The sequence below is a fragment of the Oscillibacter sp. CAG:155 genome (assembly GCA_000436875.1).
Lineage (GTDB): Bacteria > Bacillota > Clostridia > Oscillospirales > Oscillospiraceae > Oscillibacter.
Genome location: FR890879.1, coordinates 1 through 6127, shown reverse-complemented (window position 1 = coordinate 6127; position 6127 = coordinate 1). Strand labels below are relative to the sequence as shown.

The window sequence follows — 6127 nt, the reverse complement described above, 5'->3', positions numbered from 1 at the left end:
GCGGCAGGTGGCGGCCATCCTGCTGGACAACGCCTTTAAATACGTGGACGAGGGCGGAACCGTGGCTGTGCGGCTGGCACAAGAGGGCAAGCGCGCTGTGCTGGAGGTGTCCAACACCGGACCGGGCATTGCCCCGGCAGACCTGCCCAGGGTGTTCGAACGGTTCTACCGCTGTGACAGGGCCCGGCCGGACGACGGCAGCTATGGGCTGGGGCTGTTCATCGCCCGGACCATTGTGGAGGAGCACCGGGGGCAGTTGACGGCAGCCAGCGAACCGGGGGTGCGGACGGTGTTCCGGGTGGAACTGCGGTGCGCTGTGCCCCGGCGGGGGATTCAAGGTAAATTCAACGGCGGAAAGATAGAATAGGAAATACGTTTGGGGGAGGGGGATGAATTGCCCCTGGAAGCGGGAGAACCCATCATCTTACTGGAGGAATCACTATGCGAAAACGATTACTGATCATGCTGCTGGCGTTGGCCCTGTGCAGTTCCGGCGCTTTCGCCGCGGAGCCGCCAGAGGCTGGCGGGGAGACGGGACCCAACGTCCGGGAGGATGCGGAGGGGACACTGTCATTCGGCAATCTGGAGCGGCGGATCCGGGAGAATAACGCCAGTGTAAAGGCGTTGGATGAGACCATCAGCGCCGTGGCGGTGCTGGATTATGACAAGATGTACGATGATCTGCGGGACGCCCTGAATCAGATTGCCTCTGCCCAGTGGACCATGACCATCCTGGGGGCCGGTGACTCTTATACCCATGACTCCCTGAGCCAGAGCTACGCCTCTTTGGAGGACTCCTTTGAGGACTTGAAGGACGGCAAGCTCCAGGATGACAACGAGGGAATCATGCGCCAGATGGAAAATGCCCAGAACCAGACCGTCGTGGCGGCGGAGACGCTGTATGTGTCTCTTTTGGAGATGGAGAACAACCGCAGCTCTCTGGAAGACGCCCTGACCGCGCTGGACCGGACGGTGGAGGAAATGGAGCTGCGCTACCAGAGAGGGCAGATCTCAGCCCTGCAGCTGGAGCAGACCCGCAGCGGACGGACCCAGCTGCAAAGCAGTCTGGACACATTGAATACCAACATCGGCATCTACACCGCGCAGATGGAGAATCTGGTGGGCCTGGAGCCCACCGGCACCCTGCAGCTGGCTGAGGTAGATGCTGTCTCCCAGGCACAGATAGATGCCATGTCCTATGACGCGGATCTGGCCTCGGCCAAGGAGAAAAGCTATACCCTCTACGATGCGGCGGAGAGCCTGGAGGACGCCCGGGACAATTACCAGGACGCCGTGCAGACTTACGGCAGCAACGAAAAGCGCTATGAGTTCGTCTCCGCTCAGCACACTTGGCAGGCCGCTCAATACACCTATCAGGCAGCCATTCGCTCTTTTGAGCTGGAGTTCCGCTCCGCATATGACCGTGTTGGGGATTACCGGCAGGTCCTGAGCGCGGCGGAGACGGCTTTGGACTTGGCAAAGGATACCTACGCCGCGCAGGAGACGAAGTACCGTCAGGGAAACCTGCCCCAAAACAAGCTGCTGGATGCCCAGGATGAACTGCATAAAGCGGAGGCAGCGGTCCTGACTGCCCGGCACAATCTGTTTACTGCCTACCGGACCTATTGGTGGGCGGTGGAATACGGCGTTTTGAATTGATGGAAGGAGTACATTGATGAAAAATAAGGTGAGACGGCTGCCAGCCCTGTTACTTGCGGCAATGCTGCTGGGCTTGACAGGGTGCGGCGCCGCCCAGGAGGAGGAAGCTGCTCCCGCAGGCACACCTGTCCAGGTACAGATCGTGAAGCGGGATACCATCTCTTCGGAGAACAAGGTCTCCGGTAAGGTGATATCCGATGACCAGCGGACCATTGCCTTGGGTTCGGCGGTTAAGTGCACGGCGGTGCATGCGCAGGCAGGCGATACTGTGAAGGCAGGGGAAGCTATTTGCACACTGGATATAGACAGTATTCAGGCATCCTACAACGCGGCGTCCATCAGCTATGAATCTTCCGCTCAGAGCTATCGGGACAATACTGCGGTATTCTCTGATCAGATTGCGCTGTATCAGAAGAACATCAGTGACCTGCAAGCGCTCTATGCCATTGGGGCAGCTTCCCAGACAGAGATCGAGCAGGCAGAGCTGACGCTGAAAAACGCCATTGCAACCCGAAATGCCACGCTGTCCCAGCTGGAGGCAGCCATGCAGAATTACAAGTCCACGCTGGAGCAGTTGAATACCGTACTGGAGAATGTGGACGGCGGCGGTAATGTCATCGCGCCCATTTCCGGTACGCTGGCTGCCATGAACGCAGTGGAAAATGAGACGCTTTCCGCCGCCCTCCCGGTGGCGGTTATTGACGCGGCGGACCAAATGAAAGTAGAGGTGTCTGTGTCAGAAGCCATGGTGACCAAACTGGCCATCGGTGACAGCGCAGATGTTTCTGTCAGTGCCGCCGGAGAGAACTTCACGGCAACAATTCGCTCTGTGGAGCGGACGGCCAACGCTCAGACGCAATTGTACAATGTGACCCTGACCGTGCCTAAAAACGTGAAGGGGTTGCTCTCCGGCATGTTTGCGGACGTGACGTTCTATACGGATGTCTCTGCAGATGCGGTGGTAGTTCCCACAGAAGCAATCCTCACCAGCGGAGGAACTCAATATGTTTACGTGGTGGAAGGCGATACCGCCCGGCGCGTCCAGGTGGAGACCGGATTGACCGGAGCAGGTGTTACGGAGATCACTACCGGACTCAGCGGCGGGGAACAGCTGGTGACGGTGGGGCAGGCCTATCTGACGGACGGAGCGGATGTCCGCGTGGTCTCCGATGCCGTTGACCAGGTGCTTCCGGAAGATGAGGAGGGCGGCAAAGCGCAGTCTGCGGAGGGTCAGGCCGAATGAATATTGCCAAATCGTGTATCCAGCACAGAGTAGCCACGATCCTGGCCACCATTTTAATAGTGGTATTCGGCATCATGTTTGGCAGTCAGCTGCAAATGGCCCTGATGCCGGACATGGAGATGCCGATGGCATTGGTCATCTGCGTCTATCCCGGTGCCACGCCCAGCGATATTGAGGAGCTGGTGACGGAACCACTGGAATCTGCCATTATGTCGGTCTCTGGTGTGGACGAGATCGACTCCACTTCTTCTGACAGTGTCAGCCAGATCCAGATTACCTATGTGGAAGACACAGACCTGGATATTGCTGCCACAAAACTGCGGGAGAAGTTTGACCAGGTGGATCTGCCGGATGATGCCCAGGCCCCCACCATCGTGAATATCAATGTCAGCGAGTTGATGCCCACGGCACTGATTGCCTTGTACGGGAATGATCTGGGCAGCTTGCAGAACCTGGCGGAGGATACGATCAAGCCTGCACTGGAGCGGATCGACGGTGTGGCACAGGTATCTGTCAGCGGAGGCGTCCAGCAGGAGATCTCTGTGGAAATCGACCCGGCCAGGGCTGCGGGCTACGGACTTTCCAACAGCTATATTTCTCAGTTCCTGGCAGGACAGAACCTGATCTATCCCGGCGGTGACATGGAAAATGGCTCCAAAACCCTGACTGTCTCTACGGATGCCAAATTCCAGTCGGTAGAGGATGTGTCCAACACTTTGATCGCCCTACCTGCAGGCGGGGTGGTCCGCCTCAGTGAAGTGGCTGACGTCTCTCTGAAAGATGAGGATACAGAGAATCTTGCCAAAGTGGGGACGTCTCCCTGTGTAGTGCTGCAAATTTCCAAGCAGTCTGGCGCCAATGAGCTGGAGGTTTCCAATGCAGTGACGGCACGCATGGAGGAACTGCGGGCCGATGATCCGGATATTCGTTATTCTGTGCCCTATATTGCCAGTGAACAGATCAATGAAGCTACGGATGCTGCGTTTTCTAATATTTGGCAGGGAATCCTGCTGGCCGCTATTGTGGTGTTTCTGTTCCTGCGCCGGGCCAGCGCGACCCTGACTATCTCTGTGTCCATGCCGGTGTGTATCCTGGCGGTGTTTATCCTGATGAAGGCCCTGGATCTGACCATGAATATGATGAGCCTTGGCGGTGTTGCCTTGGGCGTCGGCATGATCGTGGACAACTCCATTGTGGTGCTTGAGAATATCAACCGCTTCTATGTTGAAGGACATGATCGGATGAGCGCCTGTCTGGATGGAACCAAGGAAGTGACCTCCTCCGTGATAGCCTCCACGCTGACCACAGAGGCTGTATTTGTACCACTGGGAATGGTGGAGGGTATTGCCGGTGATATGTTCCGGGACTTTTCCCTGACGATTGCCTCGCTGATTTTCGCTTCCCTGGTGATCTCGCTGACACTGGTGCCGCTGATGTGTTACTTTACCCTGGATCAGGGAACGGCGCACAGAAGGCAGCTGCGGCGGAAAAAAATGGGCCAGTCCAGACTGGCAGCTTGCCTGAGAAGCTGTCTGGAACGGATCAACAGCTTCTATATGCGGCTGCTGGACTATTTTATTCACCACTTGAAAACGGGTATGCTGGTATCCCTGGGACTGGTGGCGGTCTTTGCTCTGGCGTTGGTCAATACCACCATGGTTTTGATCCCCGACATGGATCAGGGAACGGTGTCCATTAGTATTTCCCTGCCTATCGGCTCAGAAGTAGAGGAGGCCGCTGCGATTGCCGATCAAGTGGCAGGCATTGCGGAGCGGGAGTGCCCGGAGATGGAAGACCTGTACTACATCGCTCAGGACGAATCCGTGACCATGGGCGTTATGCTGCCGCCCAAGACCGAACGAACCCGCAGCGCCTTTGAGATTGGAGATGATCTGCGGGAAAATCTTCAGGACATTGCAGGCTGTGAGATTACGGTGGATGCCTCCGGCAACGGTGCCATGGCAATGATCGGCGGTGACGACATCTCCGTGGAAATCACTGGAGATGACTACGATGTATTGGCACAAATTGCTGATGAATTGACTGAACAGATCGCCGCACTGCCGGATGCCGTCAATGTGGACAACAGTATGTCCGATCAGGTCCCCCAGGTGAAGGTGACGCTGAATCGGGAAACGGCGGCACAGTATGGCTTGACGGCTGCCGCTGTGGGCGCCGCTGTCCGGGCGGAGCTGACTGGCACCACGGCCACCACTGTCACCATTGACAATCAGGAGTATGATGTGGTGGTCAAGGGCGACGGAACTACCGCTGCCAGCCTGGATGCGCTGCGATCCATGCCGATCACTTCTGCCTATGGGGGAACGGTACCACTTTCTGCCGTGGCCAATGTAACCATCGAGCAGGCCCCCCAGAGCGTGACACGGCATAACCAAAACCGACAGGTCACCATCACTGGTGATACGAAGAGCGGTGACACCAATGCCATCACGCAGGAGATTAATTCTATTCTGGAAAACTATTCTCTGCCAGAGGGCTACACAGCGGAAACCGCCGGCGCCTACGAGGACATGATGGAGAGCTTTGCTGACTTGGCCTTTGCCTTGGTAGTGGCGCTGATCTTGGTATACTTTGTCCTGGCAGTGCAGTTCGAGTCCTTCCTGATGCCGGTTATGGTTATGATGATTTTGCCAGTGGCATTTTCCGGGGCCTTGGTCGCGCTGCCGCTGACAGGGCGGGATATGTCCATGGTGGCACTGGTATCGATTATTATGCTGGCGGGTACCGTAGTCAACAGCTCCATCATCCTGGTAGAGTATATCAAGATCCGGCGGGGCATGGGCGAGAGCCGAGAGGAGGCCATTTTGCACGCCTGCCCAATGCGTATTCGTCCCATTATGATGACTACTCTGACGACTGTTTTGGCCATGGTTCCTATGGCCCTGGGAGTCGGAGGCACCAACGAGATGATGAGCGATATGGGTGTTACCATGATCAGCGGCATGTCCATATCTACAGTGGTGACACTGGTATTCACTCCGGTCTATTATTCCGTGCTGGACAATCTGTCCGTCTGGTTTGCCCGGAGGCGTCATCGGAGGTCGGAGGAGCTGACGTCGGTTTCCGAGTTCTGAGAAAAACGTGCGGTTTATTTACGGAAAAGGTTGAAAACAGAAGGGCTCCGGCAGAAAATGCCGGAGCCCGATCTGTAACTGGCTGCTCCATTATTTAATATGATCATAATGGTATTGCTTTGAAAAAACA

Annotated in this window: 4 protein-coding genes; all 4 read left to right on the top strand. The window is 56.5% G+C overall.

The annotated features are described in order from the left end of the window. A partial coding sequence (locus tag QZL67_RS03825) for an ATP-binding protein (protein WP_292919807.1) occupies positions 1 to 367 on the top strand: 367 nt, incomplete at its 5' end. 74 nt (positions 368 to 441) lie between these two features. Further along, complete coding sequence (locus tag QZL67_RS03820) at positions 442 to 1659, top strand: TolC family protein (protein ID WP_022289446.1); 1218 nt, start codon at positions 442 to 444, stop codon at positions 1657 to 1659. A 16-nt stretch (positions 1660 to 1675) separates the two neighbouring features. Beyond that, positions 1676 to 2902 carry an efflux RND transporter periplasmic adaptor subunit gene (locus QZL67_RS03815; RefSeq protein ID WP_022289445.1) on the top strand — a complete coding sequence of 409 codons (1227 nt, stop codon included), beginning with the start codon at positions 1676 to 1678 and terminating at the stop codon, positions 2900 to 2902. After that, positions 2899 to 5997, top strand: a complete 3099-nt coding sequence (locus QZL67_RS03810; RefSeq protein WP_022289444.1) for an efflux RND transporter permease subunit — start codon at positions 2899 to 2901, stop codon at positions 5995 to 5997. The genes QZL67_RS03815 and QZL67_RS03810 overlap by 4 nt, the downstream gene beginning before the upstream one ends. The last annotated feature ends 130 nt before the right edge of the window (positions 5998 to 6127 follow it).